The sequence below is a fragment of the Pseudoteredinibacter isoporae genome (genome assembly GCF_011602085.1).
Classification (GTDB): domain Bacteria; phylum Pseudomonadota; class Gammaproteobacteria; order Pseudomonadales; family Cellvibrionaceae; genus Pseudoteredinibacter; species Pseudoteredinibacter isoporae.
On sequence record NZ_JAAONY010000004.1, the window covers coordinates 229,606 to 249,346 of the forward strand.

Here is a 19,741-nt window from a genome sequence, read left to right on the forward strand (position 1 = left end):
ATCATCACCATCGATGATAATGCCATAGGGCATGTTAGTGAGCGTTTTGAGGTCATAAACTGACATGCAATCTACACTTCTGGTCGCTGCGCTGACACTGGTCAGTTCAGCGGCTTTGGCTCAGTCCGAGCCACAAGCTCAAGAATTCAACAACGGCTCGGCGGCGGCTGAGATTTCCAGTCAAGAACCCCCTTTGTCCACGCAAGCCGAGTCTGCGCAGGTTCCTGTCGAACACGGCTTTCGCCCAAAAGCCAATGAATCGACCGCCCAAACCGCCAATGCCCAGGGCAAAACCCCTGCTGCACTGGGAAGAGCGCTGACCGCGCAGGAGCGTCGTGTTCTTATTCATCAGGAAGTGCAGAGCATTCTGCACAAAATGTCCCGCGCTATGCGTGAGCTGGACTATCAGGGCTTGGTAACCTTCGAATTTGATAATCATGTCGACAGTCTGAAGATTTACCATAAAGTGATTGATGGTGTTGAGCATGAGCGTCTGGTGCAGCTCAATGGCATTCGCCGCGAAGTCGTTAGCAGCGGCCGTGCAGCCAGCTGTACAGCTATTGGTGAGCATTTGCTACGCGGTGCGACCATGAGGCTTGGTGAGCGTATTCTCCGACTTGGTGATCTGTATCAGTACACCATTCTTGGGCGCCAGCGCATTGCCGATCGAGAGGCGCTGCTGCTGGGAATCAAACCCCGGGATGAGCACCGCTATGGCTATGTTATCGCTCTGGATCGCGAGACAGCTTTGCCGCTTATGATGGAATTGGTCGGTGGCGCTAATAAAGTACGTGAGCGTTTCCAATTCGTGGATTTGCAGCTGGGTGATGAGGTTTCTGCTGAACTGCTTGTGGCCAGCAATACCCGCGCCGAGCGCGTGGACCAGGGCCATTTATGCAGTAGCAAGGGCGAGTTACCTGATATCCATAAAACGCCTCAAACCTGGGAAGCGGGTTGGTTACCAGAAGGCTTTGTATTTACAGGTCAGCAACGTTCGCGTACTGGCGCTGATCAGATCATGTACACCGACGGTTTGAATGCCTTGTCGATTTTTATTCAGCCTGTCAGTACCGATGAGGTGTTGATCAGTGGTACAACTCACCGTGGCGCAACCTCGGTGGTTATGAGTAAAATGAACCATGACCAGCAGTTGTTCACTGTGACGGCTGTTGGCGAGATTCCTGGTGGCAGTTTGCGCCAGATAGCCGAATCGGTGCGTCTCAGAAGGCGCTAGTGGTTAAAACATGATTCAAGAAGATGGCCGCATCATTGCTGTGGCTGACGATCACCTGTGGCTACAGACCACCCAGAAAACCACCTGCGACAGCTGTCAGGGGCGGCATGCCTGTGGACAGCGTTTATTGCAAAATCTCAATGAAAGCCATGGTTTACTGAAGGTGCCCCTGATGGATGCAGCAGCCACGGCCTTCAAGCAAGGCGAGACAGTGACCATTGGCATTGAGGAGTCCACCCTGTTGCGGGCCACCATGATGGCCTATTTAATGCCGTTGATCTTATTGCTGGTTCTGGCTTTTGCGGGGCAACAATTAGGGGGTGAGCTGCTCTCGATCCTCGGGGCGCTGTCCGGATTAGCTGTGGGTGGGCTCTGGGTTCGTCACCGTTTGTCCAAAGAGGACTGTCATTCCCGTTTCCAGCCCCGCTTGCTCAAATAAATCTGTGCACGAATTGTGCGATCAGGTAAATTCCCTTTAAGCTTTGGAACCAAGTTGGCATAGTGTAATCCAATGCCATGGACACGCGGCCGGATGCCGTACGAAGAAAACGCTGTTAGAGGTTGAATATGACGCTACGCAAAGCATCGCCTTTTGCTTACTTGCAAAGTTGTTTCTATCTGATGTTGCTGTTGTTACCGGCAACACTCCAGGCACGTGAATTGCCTGAATTTACCCAGTTAATTGAAGAGCGCTCCCCAGCGGTGGTCAAGATCAATACCATCGAAAAAGCGCGCAGCCGGCGCTCGGCTCCTCAGCGCCAGGATATCCCCGAAATTTTCCGTCATCTCTTTGAGCAACGCCAGCGTCAGCAACCACAGCAGCGCCAGGCTCGTTCAATGGGATCAGGCTTTATTATCTCTGAAGATGGCTACTTGCTGACCAATAACCATGTGATTGATGGCGCTGATGAAATCAGCGTAAACCTGTTAGATCATCGCGAATTTGATGCCAAAGTGATCGGAGTGGACGAGCGTTCCGATTTGGCGCTATTGAAGATCGAGGCTAATGACCTGCCGTATTTGAGCTTCGGTGATTCCGATGAGCTGAAAGTGGGTCAGTGGGTATTGGCGATTGGCTCGCCATTCGGTTTGGACTTTACTGCAAGCCAGGGCATTGTGAGTGCTATTGGCCGCAGTATTCCTACTGAAAACAATGAAAACTACGTGCCGTTTATCCAAACCGATGTGGCTATTAACCCGGGTAATTCGGGTGGCCCGCTGTTTAACCTCAATGGAGAAGTGATTGGAATCAATTCCCAGATCTTCACCCGTTCAGGTGGTTCCAATGGTTTGTCGTTTGCGATTCCGGCTTCTGTTGCCAAAGAAGTGGTTCAACAGTTGCGTGAAAAAGGCCGCGTTGATCGAGGTTGGTTAGGTGTGGCTATTCAGGACGTGGATTCTGATTTGGCAGCTTCTCTTGGTATGTCCAAGCCCGTTGGTGCCTTGATTTCCCAAATTGATCCCAAAGGTCCTGCGGCCGAATCCGGTCTTCGTGCCGGTGACGTAATCATCAAATTCGGTGATTTCGACATTAATGATTCCGGTGAACTGCCTCATGCTGTGGGTCGCACCGCTCCGGGTTCCGAGGTTGAGGCGCTGGTGATGCGCGAAGGTAAGCGGACGAGAATTGATGTAACCGTCGGCTCACTGAGCGGCGAAAACGATCAAGTCGCGGGAACCCGTGCCAATATGGGCGGCCGTATGGGGGTAGAAGTTGAAGAGATTGGTGACCGCCTGCGTCGCGCCTGGAATCTCGATGGTGGTGTGATTATCAAACGCGTGCGTCCAGAGAGCCCTGCGGCCAAAGCTGGGCTGCGCCCCGGCATGGTAATCGTGCAGATGGGCTTCAAGGAAGTGAAAGACGTTGAGGGCTTCCACAGCATCGTTTCTGAACTGCCGGCTGAAGAGCTGTTGCCGATTCGCTTCTTTGTGAACGGACGCCCAGTCTTCCGCAGCTTCTCACTGCCAGAGTAAGTCTCTCCAAACCCAGCCGGCGGTGGCCCGAAATGGCGCCGCCGACCTAAATGGGGTAGACTTGCCGCCTTGAATTTTCCTGTGCCTTGGCTTTTGCCGGGGCCATTTTATTTATGGCGCATGAGAATGTGCGCCCTTGGACGTTTTGACTACCGTGACTGACCTCAGCCATATCCGTAACTTTTCGATTATTGCCCATATTGACCATGGTAAATCCACCATTGCTGACCGTTTTATCCAGCACTGCGGTGGCCTGTCTGACCGTGAAATGGAAGCCCAGGTGCTTGATTCCATGGATCTGGAGCGGGAGCGGGGCATTACCATTAAAGCCCAGAGCGTAACGCTGAATTATAAAGCTCGCGACGGTAAAACCTATCAGCTTAACTTTATTGATACCCCGGGACATGTGGATTTCTCCTATGAAGTGTCTCGCTCCCTATATGCTTGTGAGGGCGCTTTACTGGTGGTTGACGCCGCTCAGGGTGTAGAGGCTCAATCCGTTGCTAACTGCTATACCGCGATTGAACAGGGCCTGGAAGTGATTCCGGTTCTGAACAAAATGGATCTGCCCCAAGCTGAACCCGAGCGAGTGGCTCAAGAGATTGAAGATATTATTGGTATTGAGGCACTGGAAGCGGTGCGCTGTAGCGCCAAATCCGGCTTGGGTATCGAAGACGTGTTGGAAGAGCTTGTGAATGGCGTTCCGGCTCCGGAAGGTGATGTTGATGCTCCTTTGCAGGCTCTGATTATCGATTCCTGGTTTGATAACTATCTGGGTGTTGTGTCTTTGGTGCGTGTGAAAGAAGGCACGTTAACGCTCAAAGACAAAGTCTTGATGAAATCGACCGGCAAGTCTCATATTGTCGACGGCGTTGGTATTTTTACGCCCAAGCGCCAGCCCACCAAAGAACTGAAAGCAGGCGAAGTAGGCTATGTGGTCGCGGGTATCAAGGATATCCAAGGGGCTCCGGTTGGTGACACGATTACCCACGCAAAAACTGAAGAAGTGGCAGCCTTACCGGGTTTCCAGAAGGTCAAACCCCAGGTCTATGCCGGTTTGTTCCCAATCAGCTCTGATGATTATGAAGCATTCCGGGATGCACTGGCTAAGCTGACCCTCAACGACGCTTCTCTGTTCTATGAGCCGGAAAGTTCTGATGCTCTGGGTTTTGGTTTCCGTTGCGGTTTCCTGGGTATGCTGCACATGGAAATTATTCAGGAACGACTGGAGCGTGAATACAATCTCGATTTGATTACCACGGCTCCCACGGTAGTGTTCGAAGTTCTGAAAAAAGACGGCGAGATTACCTATGTTGATAACCCCTCGAAATTGCCAGAGCTAGGCGATATCGATGAGATGCGTGAGCCGATTTGTCAGGCCAATATTCTGGTGCCCCAGGAACATTTAGGTTCCGTTATTACCCTGTGTGTTGAAAAACGCGGCGTGCAGAAAGATATGCAATATGCCGGTAAGCAGGTATCAGTAACCTACGATATGCCCATGAATGAAGTGGTCATGGATTTCTTTGATCGCTTGAAGTCTGTAAGTCGCGGTTTTGCATCACTGGACTACAGTTTTGATCGCTTTGAACAGGCCAATCTGGTTCGCCTGGATGTTCTCATCAATGGCGAGCGAGTTGATGCACTGGCTTTGATTGTGCACAGAGATAATGCCCAGTTCAAAGGACGTGCGTTGGCTGACAAGATGAAAGAGCTGATTCCTCGTCAGATGTTTGATGTGGCGATTCAGGCGGCGATTGGCGGCAATGTGGTTGCTCGTACTACGGTAAAAGCCCTGCGTAAAAACGTAACGGCTAAATGTTATGGTGGTGACGTTACCCGTAAGAAGAAGCTGTTGGAAAAACAGAAAGCGGGTAAAAAACGCATGAAGCAGGTTGGTCGAGTCGAAATTCCGCAAGAGGCCTTCCTGGCTGTTCTTAAGGTCGACAGTTAATAAAAAGACGTTGGTGAACTTTATACATGGATATTAATTTTCCTCTGGTTTTAGTGTTGGCCGTGGCCATTTCCGGCGCGATTTGGTTGTTTGATGCCTTGATGCTCGCACCGGGACGTCGCCGTAATCTGGCCGAAGTTAAAGCGAATCAAGAGGGCTCCACTGCGCTCAGTGACGAGCAAAAAACCGAGCTGGAAGCCGTCGCCGAGCGTGAGCCGGTGGTGGTTGAATACGCTAAATCCTTTTTTCCTGTGCTGGCGATTGTGTTGGTATTGCGCTCCTTTATAGCCGAGCCTTTTCAGATCCCATCGCCCTCTATGGTGCCAACCCTGAAAATCGGTGATTTTATTCTGGTGAATAAATACACCTATGGCTTGCGTCTGCCGGTGATCCGCACCAAGGTTTTGGATGTGAACGATCCCAAACGTGGTGATGTGATGGTGTTTTTCCCACCTCATAAACCGGATACCTACTACATCAAGCGTGTTGTAGGATTACCCGGGGATCATATTCGCTACACCAATAATGTGCTCTATGTGAACGGCGAGAAGATGCCGCAAACTGTATTGGCGTCTCTGCCTCCTGCTCAACCCCAGTATCAGCTGGTGAAAGAGAAACTGGGTGATGTTGAACACGATATGCGTAAAAAGATTAATCCAGGCCACTTGAGCCGTCATGGCGAGTGGGTTGTACCTGCTGATCACTACTTTATGATGGGGGACAATCGCGACAACAGCTCCGATTCCCGTGTGTGGGGACCGGTTCATGAATCCGCGATAGTGGGCAAAGCGTTTGCGATCTGGATGACTTGGGAATCGCTTCTGAGCTTGCCGAGTTTTGAACGTGTTGGTGGTATCCAGTAATTACTTGAAGGGGTAAAACATGTCAGTTAAGAACTTGTCACGCCAGGCTGGAATGTCTTTGACCACGATGCTGGTCATGGTTTTTATTTTTGGCTCCATGCTGCTGTTTTTGAGCCAGACAGTTCCCGCCTTTATTGATGACCGTTTTGTAAAAGCGACTTTAAAATCCCTGACGTCCGGGTCCATGGGAATCGTCGGGAAGTCTCCTCGTGTGGTCCGCGATAATCTAAGCAAGCAGTTTGGCCTGAACAATGTCCGGACTGCGGCGTCAGACCCAAAGAACTGGGAGATAGAACGCATTGACGAACACTATATCGTGATCATCGATTACGAAGTTCGAAATAATCTCATTTCCAATATCGATGTCGTCATGCATTTCCGCCATCGCCTGGATACCCGCAGTCCTGAATTATGCTGTACTGATCGTGCCAAACGCTAAGCCTCCCGTTCCAAGCCCTGCGCGTATTCGTTTATTGCAGCGCCTGGGTCATGATTTCAACGATGAAAGCCTGTTGGATCTTGCCCTGACTCACCGCAGTTGTGGCAAGCAGAATAATGAGCGCCTGGAGTTTCTGGGCGATTCTATTCTGGGCTTTGTCATTGGCCAGAAACTCTTTGATATCTTGCCTGATGCTACTGAAGGGCAACTCAGTCGCGTGAGGTCGGCCTTGGTAAAAGGTGAAACCCTGGCCGCTATCGCTCGGGAATTTAATTTGGGTGAGAGCCTGAAGTTGGGTGAGGGTGAAATGAAAAGTGGCGGTTTTCGTCGCGATTCGATTTTAGCCGATGCGGTTGAGGCGATCATTGGTGCGGTGTACGAAGACGCCGGCTTTGAGAACGCCAAGGCCTGTGTCTTGGATTGGTTTGAATCCCGCCTGCAGCCAGCGGATCTGATGGAAACCGATAAAGACCCCAAAACCGCTTTACAAGAGCTGTTACAGGCCCGCAAACTGGCATTGCCTGTGTATGAGGTTGTTTCCGTTGCCGGTGAACATCATCAACAGAGCTTTGTTGTAGAATGTCGCCTGTCTTTACTGGCGGAGCCTGTGAAGGCGGAGGCCAGTTCACGCCGGAAGGCTGAAAAGGCCGCTGCCGCTGCCGCTTTGGCGATCATTAAAGAACAGCAAATTTGATTGCGAGGTGAATGTGTCTGATCATGATAAGCCCCAACGTTGTGGCTACATCGCCATCGTTGGCCGCCCCAATGTGGGTAAATCCACCTTGCTGAACCATATTCTTCAACAGAAAATCAGCATTACATCCCGCAAGCCTCAAACCACTCGACACAATGTCTTGGGTATTAAAACCGAGGGCCCCAGCCAGTTTATCTATGTCGATACGCCTGGCCTCCATTTACAACACAGTCGCGCTATTAATCGCTATATGAATCGAGCGGCAACAACCGCTTTACGCGATGTGGATCTGGTGGTCTTTCTGGTTGACCGTTTGGCCTGGACCGACGAAGACGATATGGTGGTAAAACGTCTGCAGAATTTAGACTGTCCGATTATTTTGGCGGTAAACAAGGTTGATATTCTGGACGATAAAGAGCAACTGCTACCGCACTTGCAGGAATTAATGGAAAAACTGCCCATTGATGAGGTGGTCCCCATCTCCGCCTTACGCGGCCACAATCTGGAAGCTCTGGAAAGCGAAGTGGAAAAGCGTTTGCCAGAGGGAATGCACTTTTTCCCGGAAGATCAGGTAACCGATCGCAGTTCACGTTTTATGGCGGCTGAAATTGTGCGGGAAAAAATTACTCGCCAACTGGGCGACGAATTGCCGTATCAAATGACGGTAGAAGTCGAAGAGTTTTCAGCGGAAGGGCACGTATTGCATATTTCCGCTTTGATTCTGGTTGAACGCGACGGCCAAAAGCGCATTCTGATCGGGGAAAAAGGCGCCAAGATTAAAAATATCGGTTCCCAGGCCCGCGAAGATATGGAGCGTTTATTTGACTGCAAGGTCATGCTTAAACTGTGGGTCAAAATAAAATCCGGTTGGTCCGATGATGAACGTGCACTTCGCAGCCTGGGCTATGACGATTTGTAATTGCGAGGCATCGCAGCTCAATTCGATTTAATTATTCTCTGTTCTGGACATCGCTATGGCGAAACTGGAAGTTGTCGAAAACCAAGCCGCTTATGTTTTGCATAGCCGGCCGTTTCGCGATTCCAGTTTGTTGGTCCATTTGCTCAGCAAAGATCATGGCCGAGTTAATGTGATTGCCAAGGGCGCTCGCAAACAAAGTGGCAAGCGTCAGGCTCGACAGCCCCTGCAGGCATTATTGGCTCTGCAAGTGGATTGGCAGGGACGCAGCGATTTGAAAACCCTGTTGCGTTGGGAAAGCCGTTCCCAACCGCTCATGCTGCAAGGCGATCGCCTGTACAGCGCTCTCTACATTAATGAATTATTGATGCGCTTGCTGCCCGAGAACGATAGCGCAGCGGAATTGTTCGAGCCCTATGAAACCTGCATGAAGGCGTTGGATTCCAATTGCGATTTGCAGCCTTTGCTTCGCTGTTTTGAATTGAATTTGCTGACAGCGCTAGGCTACGGCCTGGATTTTGAACACAGCGAAGGTGATGCACCTATTCATTCCGATGGGTATTATTACTGGCAGACAAGTGGTTTATTTATTCCAGCGGGAAATCGAAACAATGCGTATCGCGGTGAACATTTAATGGCGATAGAGCAGAGAGATTTTTCTGATTCTGCTGTATTGCTTTGCGCCAAGCAGCTGATGCGTCAGGTATTTGATCATCTACTGGATCACAAGCCACTGAAAACCCGTGAGTTTGTGCGGCAAATGCAACAGCAGTCTGTAGGAGTCTCCAAACATGATTAAAGGTCTCGGCACTGATATTGTGCAAATCGAACGGGTGGCGGCCAGTTTGCAGAGAACTCGTGGACGATTGCTCCAGCGTATTCTAACGCCCCGAGAACAGGAAATTTACCAACAGAAAGCTCAGGCGGGTGAGCAGCAGGCTCTGCACTATTTTGCCAAGCGTTTTGCGGCCAAAGAAGCTGTGGGTAAAGCGCTGGGAACCGGTATTGGACAGGGCGTCTCCTGGCACCATATTGAAATCAGTAATAACAATATTGGTGCTCCGCAAGTGTGTTTGAGTGATCAGGCGCTGGTTCATATGGAACGCCTGGGCGCTGATAGCTGTCATTTGAGCTTGAGTGATGAGCAGGATTATGCGGTCGCTTTTGTGGTTCTGTCTGCCAGGTTGGTTTAACGGTTCTTTCGCTCCGTAATTCATTTCACCTTGTTATTCCAGATTGCCCTGCTGTTAGAACGATTTGCCCCAAGCAAAGACTTTATCGCTCTAAGTGGGTGGTTTTCGCTACGCTGGCGAGGCATTAGAATAGCGATCATTCGAAATAAGCAAAAGATGAGAGTGAGCCTGTGTTTCCCACGATTGAAGACTATATCGGCAATACCCCACTGGTCCGTTTACAGCGTATGAGCGGGCAAAGCAGTAATACCATCTTGCTTAAACTTGAAGGCAATAATCCAGCCGGGTCCGTCAAAGACCGCCCGGCACTGTCAATGATTCAGCGTGCAGAGGCACGTGGTGATATCAAACCTGGCGATATTCTTATCGAGGCCACCAGCGGTAATACAGGCATCGCATTAGCAATGGCGGCTGCCATTAAAGGTTATCGCATGGTGTTGATCATGCCGGCCAATTCCACTCAGGAGCGCAAAGACGCCATGGCGGCGTACGGTGCGACCTTGATTGAAGTCAGTCAGGAGCAGGGCATGGAATATGCCCGCGATCTGGCGACGGAAATGGCCAGTCGTGGCGAAGGCAAGGTGCTGGATCAGTTTGCCAATCAGGATAACCCTCTCGCTCACTATCAGGGTACCGGCCCGGAAATTTGGCGTCAGAGTGACGGCAAGATTACCCATTTCGTCAGTTCGATGGGTACTACGGGCACTATTATGGGTACCTCGCGATATCTTAAGGAGCAAAATCCAGATATTGAAATCGTGGGTTTGCAGCCAGAAGATGGAGCCAGCATTCCTGGCATTCGTCGCTGGCCCAAGGAATACCTGCCCAGCATTTTTGATGAAGCGCGTGTTGATCGAGTCATCAATATGGGGCAGCAGGAAGCTGAAGAGACCATGCGTGTTCTGGCTCGTGAGGAAGGTATTTTCTGCGGTGTGTCTTCCGGTGGTGCGGTAGCCGGGGCATTGCGACTGAATCAAGAGTTGGAAAATGCGGTAATCGTTGCCGTCATCTGTGATCGTGGCGACCGTTATCTATCATCAGGCCTGTACGGCGCCAATAAACCTTGAGTGCTTCCTGTTAATTTTGCCTCTATTGTTCTCGCCTGCACGCTCAGGTGAGGGCAGTGGTATTGCCATCCTGAGTCAATGTAAAATAGCGGCTTTACTCCTGTTCACAATTGTTTATTCAAGACTGCCGTTGTTGTCATGGTCCGTTCATCCCACTTCTCCCGCCTGAAAACCGCCAAATCCCTGCGCCAAAAAAGCAAGGAGGGTGAGGTCCAACATGTGGCGCTCCATATTACCGGTTTGGACGAGCATGGCCAGGGCTTGGCAAAGGGGCCGAATCAGGAAACCCTGAAAGTCCCTTTTGTCTTGCCGGGTGAACGCTGTACTGCAAGAGGGCCGTTGACGGGGGAGCCCCTGGAGCTGCTGGACGTCCAGGAGTCGGTTGATCAGCGCCGGCAGCCCCCATGCCCGGAATTTGGGCGATGTGGAGGCTGTCAGTTACAGCACATAATTTACGATGAGCAGCTGCAGTTTAAACGCCAGCGTTTATGGCATGGGCTTTCACAGTTGAGCAATGTTCAATCCAGGGTGAAGAGTAAAAGTAAGCCTAAACCTAAATTGGGTAAAAAGACCGTCGCCAAGAAGATCGACCGTCAGGTTTTTCCCAGTGATCTAGCGTCCATTGATGATATTTCTGTGTTGCAGAGCTCTGAATTGGGGTATCGACGCAGGGCCCGCCTGGGCATCAGCCCGAATGGCCAGCTAGGTTTTCGAAAAGCGGCCAGCAATGACACCTTGGGCATTGAAAACTGCTTGATTCTGACTGAACCATTGCAGAATCTTATGCAGGCTTTGAATTCAGTGTTGGCCAGTTTCCCCGAACTCGATTGGCGTTCGCATCTAGGGCATGTGGAGCTGCTTGATGTAGAACCCAGCCCACTGGCGTTATTGAGAGTGGTTAAAAACATTCCTTCGGCGGCACTCCAGAACATCAAGACAGTCTTTGAGGAGAGGCATTGGCGGGTCGCGGTTCAGCGTCACAAGGACGCTGGTTTTGAGGCGCTTATTGGTAGCCTGGACAGTTCTTATACGATAAACACTCATCCTATTGCCTTTGAGCCGGGGCGTTTTATTCAGGTGAATACCGAGCTGAATCAAGCCATGGTGAGGCAGGCGATGCAGTGGCTGGATTTGCAGGGTGGCGAGCAGGTGCTGGATCTGTTTTGTGGCGTCGGTAATTTCACCTTGCCGCTGGCAGAGCAGGCGGGCAAAGTCCTTGGTATTGAACTGAGCCAGGATATGGTTGAAATGGCCCGAAACAATGCGCGCCGCCTGGGCATTGAGAACGTCGAATTTATGGCAGCTAATTTGGATCTGGCGGATGGTTTACTGCCCGATTACGAGCAGTTGACAGTGAATCGGCCGGATGTTGTTTTGCTGGATCCTCCGAGGGCCGGTGCAGCGGGTTTTATTCCCACTTTGCTCGAACTTTCTCCCCAGAGAATACTCTATATCTCCTGCCATCAGGGCAGCCTGCTAAGGGATTTACGGCGCTTGGGCCATGCTTCCTATCGCCTCGAAAAATTATCCCTAATGGATATGTTTCCGAATACGGAACATGTAGAATGCATGGCGCTGCTGAGCAAAGGATGACAAGTCTCGTCGCAGCAAGAATCAAAAGCTGAGCCGAACAACAATAACAACAGTAATAGTATTCGATAGCAGGAGCATCCACGAATCGTTGGACCTGACTGAAGTGGTCATATTTGGAATGGCCTGGTTTAACGTAGTGAATGAATTTTATGGTCAAAGTACGTGAAGATCACCCTATCAGCGCTGATGGCAGTGTTGATATCCCTTCCTGGATCAGACGTTTACAGTCTCGATTTGATGATCCCGATCAGCTGAGCCCGGCCGATCAAGCCCTGATGTTGCAGGTTTGCCAATACGTTCAGGAAATCGAGGAGAGCGTTGAGCCTTCTGAAAACAGCTGGGCGGATAGCCAGGGCTGTTTCCGAACCGGTCTTGAAATGGCCGAGATCCTGGCCGATTTACAAGCCGACACCGAAGTGTTACTTGCGGCAATCCTGTATCGCGCCGTACGGGAACACAAGTTACCTCTTAGCAGAGTTGAGAAAAAATACGGCGAGAGCATCGCCAGCCTGATTTCCGGTGTGCTGCGTATGGCGGCCATCAGTAATATTCGCAATGACAGCGAAGAGAGTGTGCTTGGCAGCCCGTCGGCCGAACAAGCAGAAAATATTCGAAAAATGCTCGTGGCCATGGTGGACGATGTCCGCGTGGCACTGATCAAACTGGCTGAAAGAACCTGTGCCATTCGAGCGGCCAAACACGCAAACGCTGAAAAGAAGCGCCGAGTCGCCCGCGAAGTTTCCGATGTTTATGCCCCTCTGGCTCATCGTTTGGGTATTGGCCATATTAAATGGGAGCTTGAAGATCTCGCATTTCGTTACCTTGAGCCCGATGACTATATGCACATCGCCAAATTGCTCGATGAACGCCGTGTTGATCGACAGGATTATATTGAGAATGTGATCCAGCTTTTGCAGGATGCCGCTACAGAAGCTCGCATTGAGGCTGAGATTCAGGGGCGTGCCAAACACATCTACAGCATCTGGCGAAAAATGCGCCGCAAGGACATCGGTTTTTCCCAAGTTTATGATATTCGCGCGGTACGTGTGCTGGTGCCTACCGTTCGCGATTGCTACACCATTCTCGGAATAGTTCACAGTCAGTGGCGTTTGATCCCGAACGAATTCGACGACTATATTGCTTCACCAAAAGAAAATGGCTACCGCTCATTGCATACGGCGGTGATCGGCCCGGATCGAAAAGTGTTGGAGATTCAAATTCGTACTCACTCGATGCATGAAGAGGCCGAGTTTGGCGTCTGTGCGCACTGGAAGTACAAAGGTACGGATGACAATCAAAGCCAGGACAGCTACGAACAAAAGATTGCCTGGTTGCGTCAGGTTCTTGAGTGGAGTGAAGAGCTGGGCACCAATGCTCTGGAAGACGATTTACAGCGCGGTGTTGAGCAGGATCGCGTCTATGTGTTTACGCCCGATGGCCATGTTATTGACTTGCCTCCGGCCGCAACGGTTTTGGATTTTGCCTATCGAATCCATACTGATGTTGGTCATCGTTGTTGCGGCGCAAAACTCAATGGCAGAATTGTTCCGTTGAACCAGACGGTGAATACGGGTGACCAGATCGAAATCTTAACGGGCAAGCGTGAGTCACCCAGTCGCGATTGGTTGTCACCCGCGTTGGGGTATCTCAATACCGCGCGCGCGCGAGCGAAAGTACAGCAGTGGTTTAAACTGCAGGCCAGGGATCAGCATCTGGCCAGCGGACGTGCTTTGCTGGATAAAGAATTCAAACGCCTTGCAGTGGATAATCTCGATTTTGAAGCCCTGGCGCAGCGTTTGAATTTAAAAAGCCTGGAAAGTCTTTATGTCGCCGTGGGTGCCAGCGATATCAGTGTAGGACAAGTGCTGAACGCTGCACAGAAACTGTTGGGGCAGGATCAACATCATCCAACCCAATTGGTCGGGCGTGCCAGTGAGCAGTTCAACAACGATGATGTTTACATCGACGGTGTGGGTAACTTGATGACAACCTTCGCGCGTTGTTGCCACCCGGTTCCCGGCGATAGCATTGCGGGTTACATCACCCTAGGGCGAGGCGTGTCCATTCATCGTCAGGATTGCTCGAACTTATTGCAGTTGCAAATGGAAGAACCCACTCGAATTATTGAGGTGTCCTGGTCGGCTGCGCCGCAGGATGTGTATGCGGTGTCGATCAATGTGGAAGCGATTGATCGTCATGGTTTGCTGCGGGACATTACCGCTTTGTTGGATGTTGAACGCATTAACATTACCTCCATGCAAACGCTCTCCAATAAAAGCTCGCACACGGTTAGCATGCAATTTGATATTGAAATTCACAGCTATAGCGAACTGAGCCGGGTATTGGAACGATTAAACCGTCTGCCCAATGTTGAATCCGCCAGCCGGAAAAAATAACACGCCAAACACAGCGAAGAGCATTTATGAGCGAAGAGCAGGGCATTGATCAACTGTTGGCAATAATGGCCCAGTTACGTAATCCAGAAGGTGGTTGCCCCTGGGATCTGGAACAAAACTTTGCCTCAATCGTGCCCTCCACTCTGGAAGAAGCGTACGAAGTAGCTGATGCCATTGAAAGCAACGATATGTCCCAGCTGAAAGAAGAACTGGGTGATTTATTGTTTCAAGTGGTGTTTTACAGTCAGCTGGGAAAGGAAGAAAAGCTGTTCGATTTTAATGATGTTGCCAGCGCGATCAGTAAGAAACTGATTCATCGTCACCCCCACGTTTTTTCTGATAAAGACTTGCATGATGAAGAGGCGATTAACAGTAATTGGGAGGCCTTAAAAGCTCAGGAGAGAGCGGCTAAAGGTTTGTCTTCTGTGTTGGCCGATATTCCCGTTGCACTGCCTGCATTGAGTCGCGCTCAAAAGCTGCAACGACGCGCCGCGAATGTCGGCTTTGATTGGCAAAGCGCGCAAGCTGTTCTCGACAAACTTGATGAAGAACATGCCGAGTTCAGTGAAGCAATGGCGGCAAACGATCAGGAAGCCATGGCCGATGAATTGGGCGATATGATGTTTTGTCTAGTCAATCTTTCCCGCCACCTCAAGTTGGATGCCGAGTCAGTCCTGCGCAATGCGAACCGCAAGTTCGAACGCCGTTTCAACAATGTAGAGTCTCAGGTGGCGAGCAGTGGTGAAGGTTGGAGCGCCCACAGTCCTGAACAACTGGAGGAATACTGGCGGAACGCCAAGGTGAACACCGACATCGACTAATGTCCACTAATTTCGCTCAGGCTAAGCTTTTATAGTGTGCCCTGTAAACAACATGGCTCTATACGCTCTAAACAATCGCGGCTATCAATAAGTGTGGCGGTTAAAATACGTCCTGTATACGGGCTGGTATAACGGGTTTGAGCGATGGACAGCGGAGTGGTGATATCCTGGCAGCCAAAACGATGGGGAATTCAGCCGCATGGAGGGGGAAACTGTCATTTTGTTTAAATAATGAACAGTCGGGATTCTCCTCCACGCTATTTCCCTTGTGATTGATACGGCCTGAGTGTATGGTTACGGCCCTCTCAATCCCGTATGCATAAGCTCCATAGAAGAGCTCCGGGAAGCCGAGCCGCCGAGCGAGCGGCCCCGCTGTGAACAAGTTTCTACAATATTAGGAGAACTCCGTAATGCGAGTCATTTTATTAGGTGCTCCAGGCGCTGGTAAGGGTACGCAGGCCCAATTCATTATGGAACAGTACAATATCCCTCAGATTTCCACAGGGGATATGTTGCGCGCGGCGGTTAAAGCGGGTACCGAGCTGGGCTTGAAAGTGAAAGATATTATGAGCAGTGGCGGTCTGGTGTCTGACGACATTATTATTGCTCTGGTTAAAGAACGTATCGCCCAGGATGATTGCGCAAACGGTTTCCTGTTTGATGGCTTCCCTCGCACCATTCCTCAAGCTGAAGCCTTGTTGGAATCCGGTGTGGATATTGACCACGTCATTGAAATCGACGTTGACGATGAAGAAATCGTTTCTCGCCTGAGTGGCCGTCGTGTTCACGAAGCCTCTGGCCGTGTTTACCATGTGGTTTACAATCCACCGAAAAACGAAGGTGTGGATGATGAAAGCGGTGAGCCTCTGGTTCAGCGTCCAGATGATCAGGAAGAGACCATTCGCAAACGTTTGGCGGTTTACCATGATCAAACCAAGCCATTGGTAAACTTCTATCAGGAGCTGTCGGCTTCTGGAAAAGCTGAAACCAAATACGCCAATGTACCTGGTGTCGGTAATATGGAAGACATTAAAGCGAAGGTATTTGCCGCTCTGGCATAAACCACTCGCTGATTTTCAAAAGGCCCCGCTCAGCGGGGCTTTTTTATGCCCGATAGAAAGACCGCAAAGTAAATTGTTACTTTAGTGGGGTTTTCGATAATATTCTCAGTCGGATTGAGTCCCTGATAAGGAAAGTATCATGTCTGCGTCACTTCCCGTTGCCGGAGAATCTCAGCAAGCCAAAAAGCGTGCAGTCTTGCTTGTGAATCTGGGTACCCCTGAAACCGCTGAACCAAAATCAGTGCGAAAATTCCTCGCAGAGTTTCTGAGTGATCGTCGAGTCGTGGAAATTCCCAGATTGATTTGGTGGCCAATCCTCCATGGCATTATTTTGACCACCAGACCCAAGGCCGTGGCAAAAGCTTATCAGTCGATTTGGTGGGAAGAGGGGTCCCCATTGAGGGTGATTACCGAGCGCCAACGGAACGCCTTGCAGAAAACCCTGAGCAAACGATTTCCCAATGAGCATGTGACCGTGGAATACGCCATGAGCTATGGTGACCCGGGAATTGCCCAACAGATTAAAGATCTGCAAGCGCAGGGTGTGGACCATATTGCCGTCTTGCCTTTGTATCCTCAATATTCGGCCACCACGACAGCTGTAGTGTACGATCAGCTTGCAGAGTTACAACAGCAACAGCGTGATATTGCCGATGCCCGTGTCTGCAAGTACTACTTTGATCGTCCTTCTTATATAAAGGCGCTTGCACACTCTGTTCGGGAGTATCGCCTGGAGCATGGTAGTGCCGAACGCCTGCTCATGTCTTTTCATGGGATACCTAAACGCTGTGTGGATTTAGGTGATCCTTATTACCAGCATTGTGTGGCTACAGCCGAAGCCCTTGCTGGCGAACTTGGCCTGGAGAAAGAACAGTGGGGAATCAGTTTTCAATCTAGGTTAGGTAAAGCGGAATGGCTAAAACCTTACACCAGCGATATCGTTCAGGAATGGGGCCGGGAAAAACTTTCCTCTCTAGATGTAATATGTCCTGCTTTTGCAGCAGACTGCCTGGAAACGCTGGAAGAAATTTCTGAGGAAATACGAGAAGAATTTCAGGAAGCGGGCGGTGGAGATTTTTCCTATATTCCCTGCCTGAACGATTCTGCAATGCATATTGAGTGCTTGGCCGAGCTTTCAGAAGAATTATTGGGGCTCTGATTAGCTCTCTATTGGCACGCTAAATGAAAATTGTGCTCATTTTTCAAAACGAGCGTTTGGGAGATGAGCACAAAAACACAATTGAATGTCGAAATTGTGCTTCAAGCTCGGGACAATCCTGAATCAACCTTGAAATCCACCCCTAAATCTAACGTCAGTTCATTGTTTTTATCGATTTGGGGATCTTTTCATAGATACTTTTGAGGGAATTCAATTCCCAATAATTCTCCGCTTTGTTTTCTTCCTTTTTATTCCCAGAAGTTCATTCTTTGTTAATAAATCAATTTTAAATGCCGCTTCAGCAGAGTTAAAAAGCTCAATAATTCTCTCGAAACAGATAAAAATTAAAAAAAACGGTAAAAATTTCTCTTTTCGGCGCAAAAAAGCGTTGTAAAAACGTGCAAATTGGTTTTTTTTTAAATAATATCGGCTTTAGCCCTTGGGCTGTTGAATTTTTGTGCTATTGTTCTAAGTGCTAGTGGACTGGCATCTATCGAGGAGAAACCTTATGGCCAAAGTTGCAAAGAAGACAGCGAAACGTAAAGCTGCATCGAAAAAAACCAGCGCAAGTAAAGCAAAGGTAGCAGTATCACCTGCAGCTGCACGCGCGCAAACTTCATTGGATAAATTAGTGAAGGAGTTAACCGCTCAAGCCAAGAAAGTTGCTGCAGCTCGTAAGAAGGCAGCAGCTGCCAAGAAAAAATCCAGTAAAAGCAAAAAAGCTGCCGATAAGCGCGCTGCGAAGTCTGCCAGCGCTGCAGTTAGTAAAGCGGCTGATAAAGCCAAAACCCTGCGCGGCAAGATCAGCAAAGCCAAACAAAGCCTGGCCGCAGCTAAGAAAGCGGACGCTGCCAAAGCTGCTCAAGCGGCTGCCAAGTCTCGAGTGGAGGATTTAGAAGCCAAATTGGCCGCTAAAGCCGAAGCTGACCTGGCGAAAGCAGTCAAAGCCTTCCAAAGCAAGTGGGCAGCCAAGCGCAAAGCCGCTGACAAGAAAAAAGTCAGTACTCTGGCGAAGAAGCTTTCTGCCAAGCTGAAAGCAGCTGAGAAGAAAGAGAAAGCCAAGGCCGCCGCTGCCGCTAAGAAAGAGGCTGCTAAAGCCAAGGCTGCAGAGAAGAAGGCTGCGGCAAAAGCGAAGGTTGCTGCAAAGAAAGCGGCTGCTAAAGCCAAAGCGGCTGAGAAAAAGGCTGCTGCCAAGGCAAAAGCTGCGGAGAAGAAAGCCGCTGCAAAAGCCAAGGCCGCCGCTAAGAAGGCTGCTTCCAAGGCGAAAGCCAAGCCTAAGAAGGCGAAAGCCAAACCTAAAAAAGCCGCTGCCAAGGCCAAGCCGAAGGCACGTGCTAGCGCTAAGAAGCGCGGTCGTCCAGCCAAGAGGAAGTAATTACGCTTCTTTAGTTGGATGAGAATAAACCCGCCCCTGCGTAGCAGAGGCGGGTTTTTTTATGTGTGTGGTATTGGATAGCGGCTTACGAGCCCCCGAGCAACACGCTGGCGGGGAAATTTATCTGAACAGAAACCCGGAATTAGAGTAAAATCCGTCTTTTGATTTTGCAGGTTTACACTCCCTATGAGCTATATTCTCTCTCTGGATACCGCTTCTGACTATTGCTCGGTGGCCATTGTTGATACTCGCCAGCAAACCTCTCTGGCGGAACTGGATATCAGAGAATTACGCCGACAGGCTCCCCGTCAGCACACCCAGTTATTGTTACCCATGGTCGATGAATTATTGCAGCAGGAAGCTGTCGATAGACATGAGCTGAACGCGATTGCGTTTGGAGCGGGACCAGGTTCCTTTACCGGGCTTAGAATCAGCTTCGCGGTTGTCCAGGGACTGGCGTATGGGTTGCAAATTCCGGTTTTGCCTATTTCAACACTGGCGGCAATGGGATCGGCAATGGCGCAATCGAATTTGCCGGATATCAACGCCCAAGCGGAAAAGAAAAGTGTCTTTTTGAGCTGCCTGGATGCGCGCATGAATCAGGTGTATTGGGGGGCTTATAGCCACGACGGTGAAAAGCTTCTGGCCTTGCAGGATGATGCGTTGGATAACCCCGATATTGCTGCCGAAAAAATGCAGCAGCTGATCGAAAGTCAGTTTCCCAAGACCACCGTGTATTGTTGTGGCCCGGGTTGGCAATATCCTGAGCTGTCTGAAATATTAAACAGGGCAGGGCAGAAGGATCTTGATATCGAGCCTTGGGCTCAGGAAATTTTGCGCCTCGGATTTGATCAGTGGCAAAGCGGTAATGTGCAAGATATTCGTCAGGTACAGCCTGTATATCTACGTAATGAAGTAAGCTGGGAAAAACGCCAACGTATTCGTCAGCCATAATGTCGTCACAGGGAACGGCCCTTTTTATTGAGCGCATCAGGAGTACTA

At 50.1% G+C, this 19,741-nt stretch carries 18 protein-coding genes; all 18 read left to right on the plus strand.

Annotated features, from left to right (window positions below; translation table 11 throughout):
- The first annotated feature begins 64 nt into the window (after positions 1-64).
- Complete coding sequence (locus G8768_RS19800) at positions 65-1,234, plus strand: MucB/RseB C-terminal domain-containing protein (protein WP_166843288.1); 1,170 nt, start codon at positions 65-67, stop codon at positions 1,232-1,234.
- Between the two features lie 10 nt (positions 1,235-1,244).
- Positions 1,245-1,673, plus strand: coding sequence for a SoxR reducing system RseC family protein (locus tag G8768_RS19805; protein WP_166843287.1), 429 nt, complete (start codon positions 1,245-1,247; stop codon positions 1,671-1,673).
- A gap of 128 nt (positions 1,674-1,801) precedes the next feature.
- Positions 1,802-3,208, plus strand: a complete 1,407-nt coding sequence (locus tag G8768_RS19810) for a DegQ family serine endoprotease (RefSeq protein ID WP_371315428.1) — start codon at positions 1,802-1,804, stop codon at positions 3,206-3,208.
- Positions 3,209-3,362: 154 nt separating this feature from the next.
- Positions 3,363-5,162, plus strand: coding sequence for a translation elongation factor 4 (lepA, locus tag G8768_RS19815; RefSeq protein ID WP_166843465.1), 1,800 nt, complete (start codon positions 3,363-3,365; stop codon positions 5,160-5,162).
- 26 nt (positions 5,163-5,188) lie between these two features.
- Positions 5,189-6,025, plus strand: a complete 837-nt coding sequence (lepB, locus tag G8768_RS19820) for a signal peptidase I (RefSeq protein ID WP_166843286.1) — start codon at positions 5,189-5,191, stop codon at positions 6,023-6,025.
- A 19-nt stretch (positions 6,026-6,044) separates the two neighbouring features.
- Positions 6,045-6,464, plus strand: coding sequence for a DUF4845 domain-containing protein (locus G8768_RS19825; RefSeq protein WP_166843285.1), 420 nt, complete (start codon positions 6,045-6,047; stop codon positions 6,462-6,464).
- A complete protein-coding gene (gene rnc, locus G8768_RS19830) occupies positions 6,451-7,158 on the plus strand; it encodes a ribonuclease III (RefSeq protein WP_341801040.1) in 708 nt (235 codons plus the stop codon). Before G8768_RS19825 ends, rnc begins: the two co-directional genes overlap by 14 nt.
- Before the next feature lie 13 nt (positions 7,159-7,171).
- Positions 7,172-8,077 carry a GTPase Era gene (era, locus tag G8768_RS19835; protein ID WP_166843283.1) on the plus strand — a complete coding sequence of 302 codons (906 nt, stop codon included), beginning with the start codon at positions 7,172-7,174 and terminating at the stop codon, positions 8,075-8,077.
- 55 nt (positions 8,078-8,132) lie between these two features.
- Positions 8,133-8,873 (plus strand): DNA repair protein RecO, encoded by a 741-nt coding sequence (recO, locus tag G8768_RS19840; RefSeq protein WP_166843282.1) that lies wholly within the window; start codon positions 8,133-8,135, stop codon positions 8,871-8,873.
- Positions 8,866-9,267: a holo-ACP synthase gene (gene acpS / locus G8768_RS19845; protein ID WP_166843281.1), complete on the plus strand. Its 402-nt coding sequence runs from the start codon at positions 8,866-8,868 to the stop codon at positions 9,265-9,267. The genes recO and acpS overlap by 8 nt, the downstream gene beginning before the upstream one ends.
- 170 nt (positions 9,268-9,437) lie before the next feature.
- Complete coding sequence (gene cysM / locus G8768_RS19850; RefSeq protein ID WP_166843280.1) at positions 9,438-10,334, plus strand: cysteine synthase CysM; 897 nt, start codon at positions 9,438-9,440, stop codon at positions 10,332-10,334.
- Between the two features lie 138 nt (positions 10,335-10,472).
- Complete coding sequence (gene rlmD, locus G8768_RS19855) at positions 10,473-11,927, plus strand: 23S rRNA (uracil(1939)-C(5))-methyltransferase RlmD (RefSeq protein ID WP_166843279.1); 1,455 nt, start codon at positions 10,473-10,475, stop codon at positions 11,925-11,927.
- Positions 11,928-12,076: 149 nt separating this feature from the next.
- Entirely contained in the window at positions 12,077-14,323 is a 2,247-nt protein-coding gene (gene relA, locus G8768_RS19860; protein ID WP_166843278.1) for a GTP diphosphokinase, read from the plus strand.
- A gap of 26 nt (positions 14,324-14,349) precedes the next feature.
- A complete protein-coding gene (mazG, locus tag G8768_RS19865) occupies positions 14,350-15,144 on the plus strand; it encodes a nucleoside triphosphate pyrophosphohydrolase (RefSeq protein ID WP_166843277.1) in 795 nt (264 codons plus the stop codon).
- A gap of 410 nt (positions 15,145-15,554) precedes the next feature.
- Entirely contained in the window at positions 15,555-16,205 is a 651-nt protein-coding gene (gene adk, locus G8768_RS19870) for an adenylate kinase (protein ID WP_166843276.1), read from the plus strand.
- 139 nt (positions 16,206-16,344) lie between these two features.
- A complete protein-coding gene (hemH, locus tag G8768_RS19875) occupies positions 16,345-17,364 on the plus strand; it encodes a ferrochelatase (RefSeq protein ID WP_166843275.1) in 1,020 nt (339 codons plus the stop codon).
- Positions 17,365-17,872: 508 nt separating this feature from the next.
- Complete coding sequence (locus tag G8768_RS19880; protein ID WP_166843274.1) at positions 17,873-18,739, plus strand: hypothetical protein; 867 nt, start codon at positions 17,873-17,875, stop codon at positions 18,737-18,739.
- A gap of 186 nt (positions 18,740-18,925) precedes the next feature.
- Positions 18,926-19,693, plus strand: a complete 768-nt coding sequence (tsaB, locus tag G8768_RS19885; RefSeq protein ID WP_166843273.1) for a tRNA (adenosine(37)-N6)-threonylcarbamoyltransferase complex dimerization subunit type 1 TsaB — start codon at positions 18,926-18,928, stop codon at positions 19,691-19,693.
- The last annotated feature ends 48 nt before the right edge of the window (positions 19,694-19,741 follow it).

Coding starts and splice junctions, on each gene's coding strand:
- G8768_RS19825 (WP_166843285.1), top strand. CDS start 6,045: ATGTCAGTTAAGAACTTGTCACGCCAGGCTGGAATGTCTTTGACCACG.
- mazG (WP_166843277.1), top strand. CDS start 14,350: ATGAGCGAAGAGCAGGGCATTGATCAACTGTTGGCAATAATGGCCCAG.
- hemH (WP_166843275.1), top strand. CDS start 16,345: ATGTCTGCGTCACTTCCCGTTGCCGGAGAATCTCAGCAAGCCAAAAAG.
- adk (WP_166843276.1), top strand. CDS start 15,555: ATGCGAGTCATTTTATTAGGTGCTCCAGGCGCTGGTAAGGGTACGCAG.
- tsaB (WP_166843273.1), top strand. CDS start 18,926: ATGAGCTATATTCTCTCTCTGGATACCGCTTCTGACTATTGCTCGGTG.
- G8768_RS19810 (WP_371315428.1), top strand. CDS start 1,802: ATGACGCTACGCAAAGCATCGCCTTTTGCTTACTTGCAAAGTTGTTTC.
- G8768_RS19800 (WP_166843288.1), top strand. CDS start 65: ATGCAATCTACACTTCTGGTCGCTGCGCTGACACTGGTCAGTTCAGCG.
- relA (WP_166843278.1), top strand. CDS start 12,077: ATGGTCAAAGTACGTGAAGATCACCCTATCAGCGCTGATGGCAGTGTT.
- recO (WP_166843282.1), top strand. CDS start 8,133: ATGGCGAAACTGGAAGTTGTCGAAAACCAAGCCGCTTATGTTTTGCAT.
- G8768_RS19805 (WP_166843287.1), top strand. CDS start 1,245: ATGATTCAAGAAGATGGCCGCATCATTGCTGTGGCTGACGATCACCTG.
- rlmD (WP_166843279.1), top strand. CDS start 10,473: ATGGTCCGTTCATCCCACTTCTCCCGCCTGAAAACCGCCAAATCCCTG.
- G8768_RS19880 (WP_166843274.1), top strand. CDS start 17,873: ATGGCCAAAGTTGCAAAGAAGACAGCGAAACGTAAAGCTGCATCGAAA.
- acpS (WP_166843281.1), top strand. CDS start 8,866: ATGATTAAAGGTCTCGGCACTGATATTGTGCAAATCGAACGGGTGGCG.
- lepB (WP_166843286.1), top strand. CDS start 5,189: ATGGATATTAATTTTCCTCTGGTTTTAGTGTTGGCCGTGGCCATTTCC.